Annotated in this window: 14 protein-coding genes; all 14 read left to right on the top strand. The window is 68.3% G+C overall.

What is annotated here, in order from left to right; genetic code table 11:
- Positions 1-210: 210 nt before the first annotated feature.
- Positions 211-741 (top strand): 50S ribosomal protein L10, encoded by a 531-nt coding sequence (gene rplJ / locus HDG68_RS13390; RefSeq protein ID WP_172152899.1) that lies wholly within the window; start codon positions 211-213, stop codon positions 739-741.
- Between the two features lie 81 nt (positions 742-822).
- On the top strand, positions 823-1,215 hold the full coding sequence (gene rplL, locus HDG68_RS13385) for a 50S ribosomal protein L7/L12 (protein ID WP_172152897.1): 393 nt from the start codon (positions 823-825) through the stop codon (positions 1,213-1,215).
- A gap of 479 nt (positions 1,216-1,694) precedes the next feature.
- A complete protein-coding gene (rpoB, locus tag HDG68_RS13380) occupies positions 1,695-5,207 on the top strand; it encodes a DNA-directed RNA polymerase subunit beta (protein ID WP_172152895.1) in 3,513 nt (1,170 codons plus the stop codon).
- 54 nt (positions 5,208-5,261) lie between these two features.
- Positions 5,262-9,143, top strand: a complete 3,882-nt coding sequence (locus HDG68_RS13375; protein ID WP_172152893.1) for a DNA-directed RNA polymerase subunit beta' — start codon at positions 5,262-5,264, stop codon at positions 9,141-9,143.
- 461 nt (positions 9,144-9,604) lie between these two features.
- Positions 9,605-9,979 (top strand): 30S ribosomal protein S12, encoded by a 375-nt coding sequence (gene rpsL, locus HDG68_RS13370; RefSeq protein WP_106267324.1) that lies wholly within the window; start codon positions 9,605-9,607, stop codon positions 9,977-9,979.
- Positions 9,979-10,449, top strand: coding sequence for a 30S ribosomal protein S7 (rpsG, locus tag HDG68_RS13365; RefSeq protein ID WP_172152891.1), 471 nt, complete (start codon positions 9,979-9,981; stop codon positions 10,447-10,449). Before rpsL ends, rpsG begins: the two co-directional genes overlap by 1 nt.
- Positions 10,450-10,564: 115 nt before the next feature.
- On the top strand, positions 10,565-12,667 hold the full coding sequence (fusA, locus tag HDG68_RS13360; RefSeq protein WP_172152889.1) for an elongation factor G: 2,103 nt from the start codon (positions 10,565-10,567) through the stop codon (positions 12,665-12,667).
- Positions 12,668-12,794: 127 nt separating this feature from the next.
- A complete protein-coding gene (tuf, locus tag HDG68_RS13355; protein WP_172152887.1) occupies positions 12,795-13,991 on the top strand; it encodes an elongation factor Tu in 1,197 nt (398 codons plus the stop codon).
- A 471-nt stretch (positions 13,992-14,462) separates the two neighbouring features.
- Positions 14,463-14,771, top strand: coding sequence for a 30S ribosomal protein S10 (rpsJ, locus tag HDG68_RS13350; protein ID WP_013837837.1), 309 nt, complete (start codon positions 14,463-14,465; stop codon positions 14,769-14,771).
- A gap of 14 nt (positions 14,772-14,785) precedes the next feature.
- A complete protein-coding gene (gene rplC, locus HDG68_RS13345) occupies positions 14,786-15,439 on the top strand; it encodes a 50S ribosomal protein L3 (RefSeq protein WP_172152885.1) in 654 nt (217 codons plus the stop codon).
- Between the two features lie 5 nt (positions 15,440-15,444).
- Positions 15,445-16,143 carry a 50S ribosomal protein L4 gene (gene rplD / locus HDG68_RS13340; protein WP_172152883.1) on the top strand — a complete coding sequence of 233 codons (699 nt, stop codon included), beginning with the start codon at positions 15,445-15,447 and terminating at the stop codon, positions 16,141-16,143.
- Positions 16,140-16,442 (top strand): 50S ribosomal protein L23, encoded by a 303-nt coding sequence (gene rplW, locus HDG68_RS13335; protein WP_172152881.1) that lies wholly within the window; start codon positions 16,140-16,142, stop codon positions 16,440-16,442. Before rplD ends, rplW begins: the two co-directional genes overlap by 4 nt.
- Positions 16,443-16,473: 31 nt before the next feature.
- The gene (rplB, locus tag HDG68_RS13330) at positions 16,474-17,310 is read left to right on the top strand and encodes a 50S ribosomal protein L2 (protein WP_172152879.1); all 837 of its coding nucleotides are present in this window, start codon (positions 16,474-16,476) and stop codon (positions 17,308-17,310) included.
- 15 nt (positions 17,311-17,325) lie between these two features.
- Positions 17,326-17,607, top strand: coding sequence for a 30S ribosomal protein S19 (gene rpsS / locus HDG68_RS13325; protein WP_172152877.1), 282 nt, complete (start codon positions 17,326-17,328; stop codon positions 17,605-17,607).
- The last annotated feature ends 1 nt before the right edge of the window (position 17,608 follow it).

Raw genomic sequence — 17,608 nt, 5'->3', positions numbered from 1 at the left:
CGGGTAACCCAAGACCGCCGGTCGTCCCAGGCTGCCCAGAGCTCGCTCCGGAAGCCGAAGACCGAAGTCCCGCGAGAGTGCGGAGGCCTGCGCAGGTGACACGATGACGATCCGCGGCTCCGGCCGTGAGCATCCGAGCCCCGTGCGCCTGCGCCGGGGCTCTTTCTCTTTCCCGGGGTGACCGGTGGCTCCACCACCGGAAGGATTGCCATGGCGAGGCCGGACAAGGCAGCCGCTGTCGCAGCGATCGCGAACAGGCTTCGCGACTCCAACGCGGCCGTGCTGACCGAGTACCGCGGGCTCTCCGTCTCGCAGCTCCAGGAGCTGCGGCGGTCGCTGCGCGGCAACGCAACCTACGCCGTGGTGAAGAACACGCTGACCACCATCGCGGCCAAGGAAGCCGGTGTCGAGGGTCTCGACGCCGACCTCCAGGGTCCCTCCGCGATCGCGTTCGTGACCGGTGACCCGGTCGAGGCCGCGAAGGGTCTGCGTGACTTCGCCAAGGCGAACCCCGCACTGGTCATCAAGGGCGGTGTCCTCGACGGGAACGCCCTGACCCCTGCGGAGATCACGAAGCTCGCGGACCTCGAGTCCCGCGAGGTTCTGCTGGCCAAGGCGGCCGGCGCGATGAAGGCCAAGATCAGCCAGGCTGCCTACGCCTTCAACGCCAAGCCGACCCAGGTCGCCCGAGTCATCGATGCCCTGCGTCAGAAGCAGGAATCGGCGGGCGCTGCCGCCTGACCAGGTGGCCGTGCCGACACATCACCCCTGCTTCTGGCGGACCGCACGGTCCGTGAAGCGCTGAATGAAAGGAACGCCATCATGGCGAAGCTCAGCACCGAAGAGCTCCTGTCCGTCTTCGAGGAGCTGACCCTCATCGAGCTCTCCGAGTTCGTGAAGGCCTTCGAGGAGAAGTTCGACGTCACCGCTGCCGCTCCGGCCGCCGTGGCCGTGGCCGGTGGCGCCCCCGCCGGTGGCGGCGAGGCCGAGGCCGCTGAGGAGCAGTCGGAGTTCGACGTCGTCCTCACCGCCGCCGGTGACAAGAAGATCCAGGTCATCAAGGAGGTGCGCGCGCTCACGTCCCTCGGTCTCAAGGAGGCCAAGGACCTGGTCGACGGCGCCCCGAAGCCGGTCCTGGAGGGTGTCGACAAGGAGGCCGCGGAGAAGGCCAAGGAGGCCCTCGAGGGCGCCGGCGCGTCCGTCGAGCTCAAGTGAGCCCCCGCGGCACCAGCCGCACCCGGTGATCTGATCACCCACGCGACGGCCCGCATCCCCACCGGGGGTGCGGGCCGTCGTCGTGCCCGGGGTGCCTCACCGGGGTGCGCCGCCGGCCGGGTGGCGGTCCCAGGTGTGACGGATCGCTCGTCGGGATCGGTGGCGGGGGGAAGACGGCGCGGGTAGCGTGTCCAGGTACCGTTTCTTGGGCGGCATATGGCGGCCACCGAGACAACGTCCTCCGACCACGACGAAGCCGAGGACGTCCGCTCGCACGCCCGCGTGGGTGGACTTTCTTTTCGACTTCGGCTACGCTAGCGCTTTGCGCTCGCCTGTGTCCCGACGCCCTCCCGCCGATGTTGTCCCGCCCCTGAGGTCACGTGTCGTGACCCCTCGGAACGGCCTTCTCCACAGCGGTCCGGCGCCCGACGCACGTCCGAGCGTACAGCGTGCCATCGAACTGCAGGGAAGGACCCCTCTTGGCTGCCTCGCGCACCCCTTCTGCTCCGTCCGCCGACGCCATCGCGAACCGCACCGCTTCCCGCCGCGTCTCCTTCGCCCGGATCCACGAGCCGCTCCAGGCGCCCGACCTCCTCGGGCTGCAGGTCGAGAGCTTCGACTGGCTCCTCGGGAACGAGGCCTGGCAGGCCCGCATCGAGGCCGCCCTCGAGGCCGGCCGCCACGACGTCCCCGAGGCCTCCGGCCTGGAGGAGATCTTCGAGGAGATCTCCCCGATCGAGGACTTCGGCCAGTCGATGTCGCTCTCGTTCTCGAACCACCGCTTCGAGCCCCCGAAGTACACGGTGGACGAGTGCAAGGAGAAGGACTTCACCTACGCGGCCCCGCTGTTCGTCACGGCGGAGTTCGTCAACTACACCACCGGTGAGATCAAGAGCCAGACGGTCTTCATGGGCGACTTCCCGCTCATGACCGACCGCGGCACCTTCGTCATCAACGGCACCGAGCGCGTCGTCGTCTCGCAGCTCGTGCGGTCCCCGGGCGTCTACTTCGAGCGCACCCCCGACAAGACCTCCGACAAGGACGTCTTCTCGGCGAAGATCATCCCGTCGCGCGGCGCGTGGCTCGAGTTCGAGATCGACAAGCGCGACGCCGTCGGCGTGCGCGTCGACCGCAAGCGCAAGCAGCCCGTCACCGTGCTGCTCAAGGCGCTCGGCCTCACCGAGTCCGAGATCCGCGAGGAGTTCGCCGACTTCCCGACGATCCTCGACACCCTGGAGAAGGACCACGTCCACACCCAGGACGAGGCCCTCGTGGACCTGTACCGCAAGATCCGTCCGGGCGAGCCGCCCACGGTCGAGGCGGGTCGCGCGCTGGTGGAGAACTTCTACTTCAACCCCAAGCGCTACGACCTGGCGAAGGTCGGCCGCTACAAGCTGAACAAGAAGGTCGGCGTCACCGCCGAGCTCAGCGACAGCACCCTGTCGGTGTCCGACGTCGTCGCCACCATCAAGTACCTGGCCGCGCTGCACGCCGACAAGACGTCGATCCCGGGCACCCGCGACGGCGAGCCGCACGACGTGCGCGTCGAGACCGACGACATCGACCACTTCGGCAACCGCCGCATCCGCGCCGTGGGCGAGCTCATCCAGAACCAGGTGCGCACCGGCCTGTCCCGCATGGAGCGCGTCGTGCGCGAGCGGATGACGACCCAGGACGTCGAGGCCATCACGCCGCAGACCCTGATCAACATCCGCCCGGTCGTGGCCTCGATCCGTGAGTTCTTCGGCACCTCGCAGCTGTCGCAGTTCATGGACCAGAACAACCCGCTGGCCGGCCTGACGCACAAGCGCCGCCTGTCCGCGCTCGGCCCGGGCGGTCTGTCCCGCGACCGTGCCGGCATGGAGGTCCGCGACGTCCACCCGTCGCACTACGGCCGCATGTGCCCGATCGAGACGCCGGAAGGCCCGAACATCGGTCTGATCGGTTCGCTCGCGTCGTTCGGCCGCATCAACCCGTTCGGCTTCATCGAGACCCCGTACCGCAAGGTGCTCGCGGGCAAGGTGACCGACGAGGTCGTCTACCTCACGGCCGACGACGAGGACTCCTACGTCATCGCCCAGGCGAACACCACGCTGAACGAGGACGGCTCCTTCGCCAACGACCGCGTGCTCGTGCGCACCAAGGGCGGCGAGACCGACGACGTGCCGGCCTCCGACGTCGACTTCATGGACGTCTCCCCGCGGCAGATGGTCTCCGTCGCCACGGCGCTCATCCCGTTCCTCGAGCACGACGACGCCAACCGCGCCCTCATGGGCGCCAACATGCAGCGTCAGGCCGTGCCGCTGGTCCGCTCCGAGGCGCCGCTGGTCGGCACCGGCATGGAGCGGCGCGCGGCGGTCGACGCCGGCGACGTCATCACCGCGGACAAGCCCGGTGTCGTCACGCAGGTCTCGGCCGACCTCATCACGGTCGAGAACGACGACGCGACGACGTCGACGTACCGCGTGGCCAAGTTCCGCCGCTCGAACCAGGGCACCAGCTACAACCAGCGCGTGCTCGCCGAGGCGGGGCAGCGGGTCGAGGTCGGCTCCGTGCTGGCCGACGGCCCGGCGACCGACGAGGGCGACCTCGCGCTCGGCCGCAACCTGCTCGTGGCGTTCATGTCGTGGGAGGGCCACAACTACGAGGACGCGATCATCCTGTCGCAGCGCCTCGTGGAGGACGACGTCCTGTCCTCGATCCACATCGAGGAGCACGAGGTCGACGCCCGAGACACCAAGCTCGGGCCCGAGGAGATCACGCGGGACATCCCGAACGTCTCCGAGGACGTGCTGGCGGACCTCGACGAGCGCGGCATCATCCGCATCGGCGCCGAGGTCGGCGCGGGCGACGTGCTGGTCGGCAAGGTCACCCCGAAGGGTGAGACCGAGCTGACCCCGGAGGAGCGCCTGCTGCGCGCCATCTTCGGCGAGAAGGCCCGCGAGGTGCGCGACACCTCGCTGAAGGTGCCCCACGGCGAGTCCGGCACCGTCATCGGCGTGCGCGAGTTCAACCGGGAGGACGGCGACGAGCTGCCCGCCGGCGTGAACCAGCTGGTGCGCGTCTACATCGCCAACCGCCGCAAGATCACCGTCGGTGACAAGCTCGCCGGCCGTCACGGCAACAAGGGCGTCATCTCCAAGATCCTGCCGCAGGAGGACATGCCGTTCCTGCCGGACGGCACGCCCGTGGACATCATCCTCAACCCGCTCGGCGTGCCCGGCCGCATGAACGTCGGCCAGGTCCTCGAGACGCACCTGGGCTGGGTCGCCAGCCGCGGGTGGGACATCGAGCTGGCCGAGGGCGACGACCTGTCGTGGCGGGACGAGCTGCCCGAGCACGCGCACCGCTCGGAGCCCGGCCGCCCGGTCGCCACGCCGGTGTTCGACGGCCTGGAGGAGCACGAGCTGCGGGGGCTGATCTCGACGACGCTGCCCAACCGCGACGGTGACCGCATGGTCGGCCTCGACGGCAAGGCGGCGCTGTTCGACGGGCGCTCCGGCGAGCCGTTCCCGGACCCGGTCGCGGTCGGCTACATGTACATCCTCAAGCTGCACCACCTGGTCGACGACAAGATCCACGCGCGCTCGACCGGTCCGTACTCGATGATCACCCAGCAGCCGCTGGGCGGTAAGGCGCAGTTCGGCGGTCAGCGGTTCGGTGAGATGGAGGTGTGGGCGCTCGAGGCGTACGGCGCCGCGTACACCCTCCAGGAGCTGCTCACCATCAAGTCCGACGACATCCCCGGCCGCGTCAAGGTCTACGAGGCGATCGTCAAGGGCGAGAACATCCCCGACTCGGGCATCCCGGAGTCGTTCAAGGTGCTCCTCAAGGAGATGCAGTCGCTCTGCCTGAACGTCGAGGTGCTCTCGAGCGACGGTGTCTCCATCGAGATGAAGGAGTCCGACGACGAGGTCTACCGCGCGGCGGAGGAGCTCGGCATCGACCTCTCCCGCCGCCCGAACTCGGCCGCCACCATCGACGAGGTCTGATCCAGCGACCAGCTGACGACACAGACGACCATCTGCTGTAGGAAGTAGGACATCTTGCTCGACGTCAACGTCTTCGACGAGCTGCGCATCGGCCTGGCCACGGCCGAGGACATCCGTTCCTGGTCGCACGGTGAGGTGAAGAAGCCCGAGACCATCAACTACCGCACCCTCAAGCCCGAGAAGGACGGACTCTTCTGCGAGAAGATCTTCGGTCCGACCCGGGACTGGGAGTGCTACTGCGGCAAGTACAAGCGGGTGCGCTTCAAGGGCATCATCTGCGAGCGCTGCGGCGTGGAGGTCACCCGCTCCAAGGTGCGCCGTGAGCGCATGGGCCACATCGAGCTGGCCGCCCCGGTCACGCACATCTGGTTCTTCAAGGGTGTGCCGTCCCGCCTGGGCTACCTGCTCGACCTCGCGCCGAAGGACCTGGAGAAGGTCATCTACTTCGCGGCCTACATGATCACGTGGGTCGACGACGAAGCGCGCCAGGAAGACCTCCCCAACCTCCAGAACGAGATCGACCTGGAGAAGAAGGAGATCACCGACCGCCGCGACAACGACATCAACGCCCGCGCCACGCGGCTCGAGGCCGACCTGGCCGAGCTCGAGGCCGAGGGTGCCAAGGCCGACGCGCGCCGCAAGGTGCGCGACTCGGCCGAGCGGGAGATGGCCCAGCTGCGCAAGCGGGCCGACCAGGACCTGGACCGCCTCGAGCAGGTCTGGGACCGGTTCAAGAACCTCAAGGTCGCCGACCTCGAGGGCGACGAGATGCTGTACCGCACCCTCGTCGACCGCTACGGCACCTACTTCGAGGGCTCGATGGGCGCCGACGCGATCCAGAAGCGCCTCGAGAGCTTCGACCTGGACGCCGAGGCCGAGGCGCTGCGCGAGATCATCCGCACCGGCAAGGGCCAGCGCAAGACCCGTGCCCTGAAGCGGCTCAAGGTCGTCAACGCGTTCCTGACGACGACGAACTCGCCGACGGCCATGGTGCTGGACGCGGTGCCGGTCATCCCGCCGGACCTGCGCCCGATGGTGCAGCTCGACGGCGGCCGCTTCGCGACGTCGGACCTCAACGACCTGTACCGCCGCGTCATCAACCGCAACAACCGCCTCAAGCGGCTGCTGGACCTGGGCGCGCCGGAGATCATCGTCAACAACGAGAAGCGGATGCTGCAGGAGGCCGTCGACTCGCTGTTCGACAACGGCCGCCGCGGCCGTCCGGTCACCGGACCGGGCAACCGTCCGCTGAAGTCGATCTCCGATATGCTCAAGGGCAAGCAGGGCCGGTTCCGCCAGAACCTGCTCGGCAAGCGCGTCGACTACTCGGGCCGTTCGGTCATCGTGGTCGGTCCGCAGCTCAAGCTGCACCAGTGCGGTCTGCCCAAGCAGATGGCGCTGGAGCTGTTCAAGCCGTTCGTCATGAAGCGGCTCGTCGAGCTCAACCACGCGCAGAACATCAAGTCCGCCAAGCGGATGGTCGAGCGCACCCGACCCGTGGTGTGGGACGTCCTCGAAGAGGTCATCACCGAGCACCCGGTGCTGCTCAACCGTGCGCCCACCCTGCACCGCCTGGGCATCCAGGCTTTCGAGCCGCAGCTCGTCGAGGGCAAGGCCATCCACCTGCACCCGCTCGTGTGCGGCGCGTTCAACGCCGACTTCGACGGTGACCAGATGGCGGTCCACCTGCCCCTGAGCGCGGAGGCGCAGGCCGAGGCCCGCATCCTGATGCTCTCGAGCAACAACATCCTCAAGCCGTCGGACGGCCGTCCGGTGACCATGCCCTCGCAGGACATGATCATCGGTCTGCACCACCTGACGGCGGAGCGTCCCGGCGCCCAGGGCGAGGGTCGCGTGTTCGGCACGCAGGCCGAGGCCATCATGGCGTTCGACCGCGGCGAGCTGGACATCAACGCCACGATCAAGATGCGCATGTCCGACCTCGTGCCGCCGCTGCGCGGCTTCGAGGCGCCCGAGGGCTGGGAGCCCGGGCAGCAGCTGCTGTTCGAGACCACCCTGGGCCGCACCCTGTTCAACGAGGCGCTGCCGACCGACTACCCGTTCCAGAACGAGGTCGTCGGCAAGAAGGAGCTCTCGGCGATCGTCAACGACCTCGCCGAGCGGTACCCGAAGGTCGACGTCGCCACGTCGCTGGACGCGCTCAAGGACGCCGGCTACCGCTGGGCGACCCGCTCGGGCGTGACCATCGCGATCTCCGACGTCGCCATGCCGGTGAACAAGGACGAGATCCTCGACGAGCACGAGGCCCGCGCCCTGAAGGTCCAGGGCCAGTACGAGACCGGTCTGATCACCGACGACGAGCGCCGCCAGGAGCTCATCGAGATCTGGACGCAGGCCACGGACAAGATCGCCGCGGCGATGCGTGACAACCTCGAGAACGACCAGCGGAACACGCTGTACCGCATGGTGTCGTCGGGTGCGCGCGGTAACTGGATGCAGGTCCGTCAGATCGCCGGTATGCGCGGTCTCGTGGCGAACCCGAAGGGCGAGATCATCCCGCGCCCGATCAAGTCCAACTACCGTGAGGGCCTGTCCGTCCTCGAGTACTTCATCGCCTCGCACGGTGCCCGCAAGGGTCTGGCCGACACGGCGCTGCGTACCGCGGACTCCGGCTACCTGACGCGTCGTCTCGTCGACGTCTCGCAGGACGTCATCATCCGCGAGGAGGACTGCGGGACCGAGCGCGGCCTGCCGCTGCCGGTCGCCGAGCGCATCGGCGACCAGCTCGTGCCGCACGACCGCGTGGAGACCTCGATCTACTCGCGCACGTTCGCCACGGACGTCGTCGGCCCCGACGGCACGGTGCTGGCCGAGGCCGGCTCGGACGCGGGCGACCTGGTGATCAACGAGGTCATCGCGGCCGGGATCGAGGAGGTCAAGGTCCGTTCGGTCCTGACCTGCGAGTCGCGCGTCGGGACCTGCGCCAAGTGCTACGGCCGCTCCCTGGCCACCGGCAAGCTGGTGGACATCGGCGAGGCCGTCGGCATCATCGCCGCGCAGTCCATCGGTGAGCCGGGCACGCAGCTGACGATGCGGACCTTCCACACCGGTGGTGTCGCCTCCGCGGAGGACATCACCCAGGGTCTGCCCCGTGTGACCGAGCTCTTCGAGGCCCGTACCCCGAAGGGTGAGGCTCCGATCGCGGAGTACACCGGCCGGGTGACCATCGAGGACTCCGACCGGACGCGGCACATCGTGCTGACCCCGGACGACGGCGGCGAGGAGATCAAGTACCCGGTCACCAAGCGTGCCCGGCTCCTGATCGCCGACGGCGACCACGTGGCGGTCGGCACCCAGCTCGTCCAGGGCGCCGTCGACCCGAAGAAGGTGCTGCGCATCCTCGGCCCGCGCGCTGCCCAGAAGCAGCTCGTGGACGCGGTGCAGGAGACCTACCGCTCGCAGGGCGTGGACATCCACGACAAGCACATCGAGGTCATCGTGCGCCAGATGCTGCGCCGCGTGACCGTGCTCGACGCCGGTGACTCCGACCTGCTGCCGGGTGAGCTCTCCGAGCGCACGCGGTTCGAGGACGCCAACCGCAAGGCCGTGGCGGAGGGTGGCCAGCCGGCCGCCGGCCGTCCCGAGCTGATGGGTATCACGAAGGCCTCGCTCGCCACCGACTCGTGGCTCTCGGCCGCCTCCTTCCAGGAGACGACCCGGGTGCTCACCGAGGCGGCGATGAGCGGCCGGCGCGACCCGCTGCTCGGCCTCAAGGAGAACGTCATCATCGGTAAGCTCATCCCGGCCGGCACCGGCCTGGCGCGCTACCGGAACATCGACGTGGAGCCGACGGAGCAGGCCAAGGCGGAGCTCTACCCGAGCTTCGGCTACGACGAGATCGACTTCCCGACGCTCGGCATGGGCTCGGGCGAGGCGATCCCGCTGGAGGACCTGGACTTCGGCGACTTCCGCTGATGCTCCTGCCGAGGTAGTCGAGAACGCCGCGAGGCAGCACCCGTGCGCCGGACCCCGTGTCCGGCCCGGAGTGCTGCCTCGCGGCGTTCTTGCCTGCTCCGGCACCTGGGCGACGGACGTCACAGCGGCGCCGTCGTCTCACCCTTTGACCACGCTTGCCACCGCGGGTAGTCTTGGAAGCCGTGCCCGTGCCGTCGTGCCGTGCCTCCGCTGTTCCTCCGAGCTTGCACTCGGACGGTCGGCCGGATGCGCCGCCGACGATCGCACGAGCATCCCGGGTCGGGCGCCCACTCCTCGGCGAGGAGGTCGAGCGCAGCCCCGGGCCATCGAGCCGGTGGTAAGTGGCGTTGCGGTCCGCGAGGGCCGCGGGTGCCGCCTGCGATCGGCGCGCACAAGCCAGAACAGACCACCAGTCGGGGGCCGGCACGGCCTCCGAGAGCTCGAGAGACGACGGAGACGTAGTGCCTACGATCCAGCAGCTCGTCCGCAAGGGCCGGACCTCGAAGGCCGGGAAGTCGAAGACTCCGGCGCTCAAGGGTTCCCCGCAGCGGCGCGGCGTGTGCACCCGTGTGTACACCACCACCCCCAAGAAGCCGAACTCGGCGCTCCGCAAGGTCGCGCGTGTGAAGCTCTCCTCCGGTATCGAGGTGACCGCCTACATCCCCGGTGTGGGCCACAACCTCCAGGAGCACTCGATCGTGCTCGTCCGCGGCGGTCGTGTGAAGGACCTGCCCGGTGTCCGGTACAAGATCGTGCGCGGCGCCCTCGACACCCAGGGTGTCAAGGGCCGCCAGCAGGCGCGTTCCCGGTACGGCGCGAAGAAGGAGAAGGCCTGATGCCCCGCAAGGGTCCGGCCCCCAAGCGGCCGCTCATCGTCGACCCGGTGTACGGGTCCCCCGTCGTGACGCAGCTCATCAACAAGGTGCTGCTCGACGGCAAGAAGTCCACCGCCGAGGCGATCGTCTACGGCGCCCTCGAGGGCGTCCGGGCGAAGACCGACCAGGACCCGGTCGTCGTCCTCAAGCGCGCGCTCGAGAACGTCCGCCCGGCCCTCGAGGTCCGCTCCCGCCGTGTCGGTGGTGCGACCTACCAGGTGCCGGTCGAGGTGCGCCCGTCGCGCTCGACGACCCTCGCGCTGCGCTGGCTCACCGACTTCTCGCGGGCCCGCCGCGAGAAGACGATGACCGAGCGGCTCATGAACGAGATCCTCGACGCCTCGAACGGTCTCGGTGCCGCGGTCAAGCGCCGCGAGGACATGCACAAGATGGCCGAGTCCAACAAGGCCTTCGCGCACTACCGCTGGTGATGCGCTCGGACGACCCCGGGGGATCCCCGGGGTCGTCCGCGGATCCGGAGCCGGCCCGCGGCCGGGTCTCCGGCACCGGTTCCCGACGTCCCACTGACCCGAGGGGTAAGACACCGTGGCACTCGACGTGCTGACCGACCTGAAGAAGGTCCGCAACATCGGCATCATGGCCCACATCGATGCCGGCAAGACCACCACCACCGAGCGCATCCTGTACTACACGGGTGTGAACTACAAGATCGGTGAGACGCACGACGGCGCGTCGACGATGGACTGGATGGAGCAGGAGCAGGAGCGCGGCATCACGATCACGTCCGCCGCGACGACCTGCTACTGGAACGACAACCAGATCAACATCATCGACACCCCGGGGCACGTCGACTTCACGGTCGAGGTGGAGCGCTCGCTGCGCGTCCTCGACGGCGCCGTCGCCGTGTTCGACGGCAAGGAGGGCGTCGAGCCCCAGTCGGAGACCGTCTGGCGTCAGGCCGACAAGTACGACGTCCCGCGCATCTGCTTCGTCAACAAGATGGACAAGCTGGGTGCCGACTTCTACTTCACGGTCAAGACGATCGTCGAGCGCCTCAAGGCCAAGCCGCTGGTCATCCAGCTGCCGATCGGCTCCGAGAACGACTTCACCGGCGTCGTCGACCTGCTGAGCATGAAGGCGTTCGTCTGGCACGGCGAGACCAAGCTGGGCGAGACCTACGAGATCGAGGAGATCCCGGCGGACCTGCAGGCCAAGGCCGAGGAGTACCGCAACGAGCTCATCGAGGCCGTGGCCGAGTCCGACGAGGACCTGCTCGAGAAGTACCTCGGTGGCGAGGAGCTCACGGTCGACGAGATCAAGGGCGGCATCCGCAAGCTCACGATCAACTCCGAGGCCTTCCCGGTGCTGTGCGGCTCGGCGTTCAAGAACAAGGGCGTCCAGCCCATGCTCGACGCCGTGATCGACTACCTGCCCTCCCCGCTCGACGTCCCGGCCGTCCAGGGTCACGACGTCAAGGACGAGGAGAAGGTCATCGAGCGTCACTCGGACGCCACGGAGCCGTTCTCGGCCCTCGCGTTCAAGGTCGCCGTGCACCCGTTCTTCGGCAAGCTCACCTACGTCCGGGTCTACTCCGGCAAGGTCGAGACCGGCGCCGCGGTGCTCAACACCACCAAGGGCAAGAAGGAGCGCGTCGGCAAGCTGTTCCAGATGCACTCCAACAAGGAGAACCCGGTCCCCGAGGCGCAGGCCGGCCACATCTACGCGTTCATCGGGCTGAAGGACGTCACCACGGGTGACACCCTCAGCGCCGCGGACTCCCCGGTCATCCTCGAGTCGATGACCTTCCCGGAGCCCGTGATCGACGTGGCGATCGAGCCGAAGACCAAGGCGGACCAGGAGAAGCTCTCGACGGCGATCCAGAAGCTCGCCGACGAGGACCCGACGTTCCGCGTCAAGCTGGACGAGGAGACCGGCCAGACCGTCATCGGCGGTATGGGCGAGCTCCACCTCGACATCCTGGTCGACCGCATGAAGCGGGAGTTCAAGGTCGAGGCCAACGTCGGCAAGCCGCAGGTCGCGTACCGCGAGACGATCCGTCGCAAGGCGGAGAAGATCGACTACACGCACAAGAAGCAGACCGGTGGCTCGGGTCAGTTCGCGAAGGTCATCGTGAACTTCGAGCCGCTGGAGACCACCGAGGGCGAGCTCTACGAGTTCGCCAACGAGGTCACCGGTGGTCGTGTGCCGCGCGAGTACATCCCGTCGGTGGACGCTGGTATCCAGTCGGCCATGCAGCAGGGTGTCCTGGCGGGCTTCCCGGTCGTCGGCGTCAAGGCCACGCTCCTCGACGGTGCGTACCACGACGTCGACTCCTCGGAGATGGCGTTCAAGATCGCCGGATCCATGGTGTTCAAGGAGGGCGTCAGGCGGGCCGACCCGGTGCTGCTCGAGCCCATCATGGCCGTCGAGGTGCGCACGCCCGAGGAGTACATGGGCGACGTCATCGGCGACATCAACTCGCGGCGTGGGCTGATCCAGTCCATGGAGGACGCCACCGGCGTCAAGGTCGTCAAGGCCCAGGTGCCGTTGAGCGAGATGTTCGGGTACATCGGTGACCTGCGTTCCAAGACGCAGGGCCGCGCGGTGTACTCGATGCAGTTCGACAGCTACGGCGAAGTCCCCAAGGCCGTGGCTGACGAGATCATCCAGAAGACCCGGGGCGAGTGAGTCCCCACAGGTCGAACACCTGCACAACCATCAACCTGTAGGAGAACCGCAACGCCCCGCGGGTTAGGCTTGATCGGCCGACACTCGCAATCGTTCGGAACATCTACCCAAGTCCCAGGAGGACCCAGTGGCTAAGGCCAAGTTCGAGCGGACCAAGCCGCACGTCAACATCGGCACGATCGGTCACGTCGACCACGGTAAGACGACGCTGACCGCCGCGATCTCGAAGACCCTTGCGGAGACGTACCCGGACCTGCCGGCGAACACTCTCAAGAACTTCGACGAGATCGACGCCGCGCCGGAGGAGAAGCAGCGCGGTATCACGATCAACATCGCGCACATCGAGTACGAGACGCCGAACCGTCACTACGCGCACGTCGACGCTCCCGGTCACGCCGACTACATCAAGAACATGATCACCGGTGCCGCCCAGATGGACGGCTCGATCCTGGTGGTCGCCGCGACCGACGGCCCGATGGCCCAGACGCGCGAGCACGTCCTCCTGGCCCGCCAGGTGGGCGTCCCCTACCTGCTCGTGGCGCTGAACAAGGCCGACATGGTCGACGACGAGGAGATCCTCGAGCTCGTCGAGATGGAGGTCCGCGAGCTGCTGTCGTCGCAGGACTTCGACGGCGACAACGCCCCGGTGATCCGCGTCTCCGGTCTCAAGGCCCTCGAGGGTGACCCCGAGTGGACCAAGAAGATCCTGGAGCTCATGGAGGCCGTGGACGAGAACGTCCCGGAGCCGGAGCGCGACCTCGACAAGCCGTTCCTCATGCCGGTCGAGGACGTCTTCACCATCACCGGTCGCGGCACCGTCGTCACCGGCAAGGTGGAGCGCGGCGCCCTGGACCTCAACTCCGAGGTCGAGATCGTCGGCATCCGTGCCGCCCAGAAGACGACCGTCACCGGTATCGAGACCTTCCACAAGCAGATGGACCAGGCCCAGGCCGGCGACAACACCGGTCTGCTCCTGCGCGGTCTCAAGCGCGAGGACGTCGAGCGCGGTCAGGTCGTCGTGAAGCCGGGTTCGATCACCCCGCACACCAACTTCGAGGCCCAGGTCTACATCCTGGCGAAGGACGAGGGCGGCCGTCACAACCCGTTCTACTCGAACTACCGCCCGCAGTTCTACTTCCGGACCACGGACGTCACCGGCGTCATCACGCTGCCCGAGGGCACCGAGATGGTCATGCCGGGCGACAACACCGAGATGTCGGTCGAGCTGATCCAGCCGATCGCCATGGAGGAGGGCCTCGGCTTCGCCATCCGCGAGGGTGGCCGCACGGTCGGTTCCGGCCGCGTCACCAAGATCACCAAGTGATCGTCTGATCATCAGGTGATCCTGGGGAGCTGAGCTCCACCGGACCTGTCCCGAGGCCCGGGCCCCCGTCAGCGGGGTCCGGGCCTCGGGTGCGTCCGGCGTCACACCCGCGAGGGCTTGGATTGACCGGCCCTCGTGTGGCAAGATGGTCAAGTTGCCTGTCAAGGGCGCGTTCTTTCTCGTGTCGAACAGTGTGTAGCACCGCGGTGCACGCCACGGCCTCCGGTCGGTGGCGGTACCAGGAGCGGCCTCCCCCTGCCGGGGGAGTCGTGGGGATGCCGGCTGTCGACGCGCACGAGCGCCCCACGAGACACAAGTTTCGACAGGCGTGCACAAACGTCGTGGTCCGCACCGCGGTCCACACCCAACGGCCCCATGCCAATCGGTGCGCCCGAGCCTGTCGCGCTAAGCGACACGCCCGAGCGCGGGGGTCGGACAGTAGCGGTTCGAGAGAGAGAGTCAGACGACGCCATGGCGGGACAGAAGATCCGCATCCGGCTCAAGTCCTACGACCACGAGGTCATCGACAGCTCGGCGCGCAAGATCGTCGACACGGTGACCCGCGCTGGTGCGACGGTCGTGGGTCCGGTGCCGCTGCCGACGGAGAAGAACGTCTTCACCGTCATCCGGTCGCCTCACAAGTACAAGGACAGCCGTGAGCACTTCGAGATGCGTACTCACAAGCGGCTGATCGACATCATCGACCCCACGCCGAAGGCCGTCGACTCGCTGATGCGTATCGACCTGCCGGCCGACGTGAACATCGAGATCAAGCTCTGAGGCTGGAAGAGATCATGACCAACCAGCAGAAGAACGTGACCGCGGTGCTCGGCACCAAGCTCGGCATGACGCAGGCCTGGGACGAGTCCGGCAAGGTCGTCCCCGTGACCGTCGTGTCCGTCCCCACCAACGTGGTGACGCAGGTCCGCGACGCGGAGGCGGACGGCTACGCGGCCGTCCAGCTCGCCGCCGGCCAGATCGACCCGCGCAAGGTCACCAAGCCGCTCAAGGGCCACTTCGAGAAGGCCGGCGTCACGCCGCGCCGTCACGTGGCCGAGATCCGTACCGACGACTCCTCCGAGTACACGCTCGGCCAGGAGATCACCGCCGCCGCCTTCGAGGCCGGCGCCGTGGTCGACGTCGTCGGCACCACCAAGGGCAAGGGCACCGCCGGTGTGATGAAGCGTCACGGCTTCGCCGGCGTCGGCGCCTCGCACGGTGCGCACCGCAACCACCGCAAGCCGGGCTCGATCGGCGGCGCCTCCACGCCGTCGCGCGTCTTCCGCGGCATGCGCATGGCCGGTCGCATGGGCCACGCCCGCAAGACCGTCCAGAACCTGACCGTCCACGCGGTCGACGCGGAGAAGGGTCTGCTGCTCGTCAAGGGCGCCGTCCCGGGCCCCAAGGGCGGCATCGTCCTCGTCCGTACCGCCGCGAAGGGAGCCTGAGACCGATGGCTAACCTGACCGTCGACGTGCTCGACGCCTCGGGCAAGAAGGCCGGCACCGCCGAGCTCCCGGCCGAGGTGTTCGACGTCGCCACGAACGTCCCCCTGATCCACCAGGTGGTCGTCGCCCAGCGCGCTGCGTCGCGCCAGGGCACCGCAGCCACCAAGACCCGCGCCGACGTGCGCGGTGGTGGCAAGAAGCCGTACAAGCAGAAGGGCACCGGCCGCGCCCGCCAGGGTTCGGTCCGCGCCCCGCAGTTCGCCGGCGGTGGCACCGTCCACGGCCCGCAGCCGCGCTCGTACGACCAGCGCACCCCGAAGAAGATGAAGGCCGCCGCCCTGCGCGGTGCCCTGTCGGACCGGGCGCGCGCCGGCCGCGTGCACGTGGTGTCGGGCTTCGGCCTCGACGGCGTGCCCTCGACCAAGACCGCTCTCGGCACGCTCTCCGCGCTGACCGACAGCACCCACGTGCTGGTCGTGACCGAGCGCTCGGACGAGGTGACCGTCAAGTCGCTCCGCAACGTCGAGCAGGTCCACCTGCTGACCGCGGACCAGCTGAACACCTACGACGTGCTCGTCTCCGACGACGTCGTCTTCACGCAGGGTGCGCTCGACGCGTTCCTGGCGGGCCCGGCCACGGGCAAGTCCGTGAAGGCCGTCGCGACCGAGGGTGAAGCAGCGACCGCCAAGGAGGCCGCCAAGTGACCGCCGTGACGAAGGACCCGCGCGACATCCTGATCGCGCCGGTCGTCTCCGAGAAGTCCTACAACCTCCTCGACGAGGGCAAGTACACCTTCGTCGTGGCCCCGGACGCCAACAAGACCGAGATCAAGATCGCGGTCGAGCAGGTGTTCGGCGTCAAGGTCGCCTCGGTGAACACGATCAACCGCAAGGGCAAGGCGCGTCGCACGCGCTACGGCCTGGGCAAGCGCAAGGACACGAAGCGTGCGATCGTCACCCTCCGCGAGGGTTCGATCGACATCTTCGGCGGTCCGGTCGGCTGAGCCGCACGAGAGCAGATCGAGGACTACTTCCATGGGAATCCGTAAGTACAAGCCGACGACGCCCGGCCGCCGCGGCTCCAGCGTCGCCGACTTCGTCGAGGTCACGCGCTCGGAGCCGGAGAAGTCGCTGGTCCGCCCGCTGTCCAAGAGCGGCGGCCGCAACAGCTCCGGCCGGATCACCACCCGGCACAAGGGTGGCGGTCACAAGCGCGCCTACCGCGTGATCGACTTCCGTCGTCACGACAAGGACGGCGTGCCGGCCAAGGTCGCGCACATCGAGTACGACCCGAACCGCACGGCGCGCATCGCGCTGCTGCACTACGCGGACGGCACCAAGCGCTACATCATCGCGCCGAACAAGCTGTCGCAGGGCGACACCGTCGAGGCCGGTCCCGGCGCCGACATCAAGCCCGGCAACAACCTGCCGCTGCGCAACATCCCGACGGGTACCGTCATCCACGCCGTCGAGCTCCGCCCCGGTGGCGGCGCCAAGATCGCCCGTTCCGCGGGCGCCTCGGTGCAGCTCGTCGCGAAGGACGGCCCCTACGCGCAGCTGCGCATGCCGTCCGGCGAGATCCGCAACGTCGACCTGCGCTGCCGCGCCACGGTCGGCTGGGTCGGCAACGCCGAGCAGTCGAACATCAGCTGGGGCAAGGCCGGCCGCATGCGCTGGAAGGGCGTCCGCCCGACCGTGCGCGGTGTGGTCATGAACCCGGTCGACCACCCGCACGGTGGTGGTGAGGGCAAGACCTCCGGTGGTCGCCACCCGGTCAGCCCGTGGGGCCAGCCCGAGGGCCGGACCCGCCGTCCGAACAAGTCCAGCGACCGGATGATCGTCCGCCGTCGTCGCACCGGCAAGAAGCGCTGATAAGGAGCCTGACAGATGCCTCGTAGCCTGAAGAAGGGCCCCTTCGTCGACGACCACCTGCAGAAGAAGGTGGACGTCCAGAACGAGAAGGGGACCAAGAACGTCATCAAGACCTGGTCCCGTCGGTCGGTCATCACGCCCGACTTCCTCGGTCACACCTTCGCCGTGCACGACGGCCGCAAGCACGTCCCGGTCTTCGTGACCGAGGCGATGGTCGGCCACAAGCTGGGCGAGTTCGCCCCCACGCGGACTTTCCGCGGCCACGTGAAGGACGACCGGAAGGGCCGTCGCCGCTGAG

The sequence above is a fragment of the Isoptericola chiayiensis genome, from assembly GCF_013149805.1.
GTDB classification, from domain to species: Bacteria; Actinomycetota; Actinomycetes; order Actinomycetales; family Cellulomonadaceae; genus Isoptericola; species Isoptericola chiayiensis.
The sequence above is the reverse complement of the archived record's forward strand: the minus strand, read 5'-3'. Positions and strand labels throughout refer to the sequence as shown.

Excerpts from the sequence above, each read along its gene's own strand:
- rplJ (WP_172152899.1), top strand. The coding sequence starts at position 211 with ATGGCGAGGCCGGACAAGGCAGCCGCTGTCGCAGCGATCGCGAACAGG.
- rplL (WP_172152897.1), top strand. The coding sequence starts at position 823 with ATGGCGAAGCTCAGCACCGAAGAGCTCCTGTCCGTCTTCGAGGAGCTG.
- rpsG (WP_172152891.1), top strand. The coding sequence starts at position 9,979 with ATGCCCCGCAAGGGTCCGGCCCCCAAGCGGCCGCTCATCGTCGACCCG.
- rpsJ (WP_013837837.1), top strand. The coding sequence starts at position 14,463 with ATGGCGGGACAGAAGATCCGCATCCGGCTCAAGTCCTACGACCACGAG.
- rplC (WP_172152885.1), top strand. The coding sequence starts at position 14,786 with ATGACCAACCAGCAGAAGAACGTGACCGCGGTGCTCGGCACCAAGCTC.
- rplD (WP_172152883.1), top strand. The coding sequence starts at position 15,445 with ATGGCTAACCTGACCGTCGACGTGCTCGACGCCTCGGGCAAGAAGGCC.
- rplB (WP_172152879.1), top strand. The coding sequence starts at position 16,474 with ATGGGAATCCGTAAGTACAAGCCGACGACGCCCGGCCGCCGCGGCTCC.
- rpsS (WP_172152877.1), top strand. The coding sequence starts at position 17,326 with ATGCCTCGTAGCCTGAAGAAGGGCCCCTTCGTCGACGACCACCTGCAG.